General features: G+C 71.7%; 1 protein-coding gene. It reads left to right on the forward strand.

Annotated features, from left to right (window positions below; genetic code table 11):
* A partial coding sequence (locus ACFPZL_RS13905; RefSeq protein ID WP_382335992.1) for a hypothetical protein occupies positions 1–741 on the forward strand: 741 nt, incomplete at both ends.

Genomic DNA, 741 nt, shown 5'->3' on the forward strand with positions numbered 1-741 from the left:
CGGCAGCACGACGCTGACGATACGCGTCGTGGGCCCGAGCGAGGCGCTCGCCCGCACCGGCGCGGCGGCCATGGCGGAGGCGTACCTGCAGATGCGCTCGGACGAAGCCGCCGACAGCATCGACAGCATTGTCGAGAGCGATCGCGAGCGGATCAACGAGCACCGTCAGCAGCTCACCGACGCTCTGGAGCGGCTCGCGGCCGCCGAGCCCGGGAGCACCGCCGCCGCCGAAGCCGCCGCGGACCAGCAGATCCTCAACCTGCAGATCTCGTCGCTGCTCACCCGGATCAGTTCGCTCGAGGGCATCGACACGACCGGCGGCATTATCCTCAATCCCGCATCGATGACGGCGATCACGGTCAAGCCGCCGCGCACCACCACGCTGGCCACCGGGCTCGCCGGAGGGCTGCTGCTGGGCATCATCGCGGCATTCGTCACGCACTCGCGGCGCAAGGTCGTGCGCTCCGGCTACGATCTCAGCCGCGCGCTCGAAGTCGAGACGCTGGGGAAGCTGCCCACCATCGGCGGCGGAGGCGTCGGAGCGAGCGCGGGCGTCGAGCATTCGGACGTCGAGCGCGCAGCCGGCGGAGACGAGGCGCTCGCGACGGCCGCGCAGCGCCTGCTCCGTCAGGCGGCATTGCGCGATGCCCGCACCATCACGATCGTCGTCGACGCCGAGGAGTCCGCCGCGGCGGATCTCGTCGACCGGCTGGCGCGGGAGATGGGCGACATCGACGCGCC

Origin of the sequence: Leucobacter soli (assembly GCF_042659205.1) — a bacterium.
Taxonomy (GTDB): domain Bacteria; phylum Actinomycetota; class Actinomycetes; order Actinomycetales; family Microbacteriaceae; genus Leucobacter; species Leucobacter soli.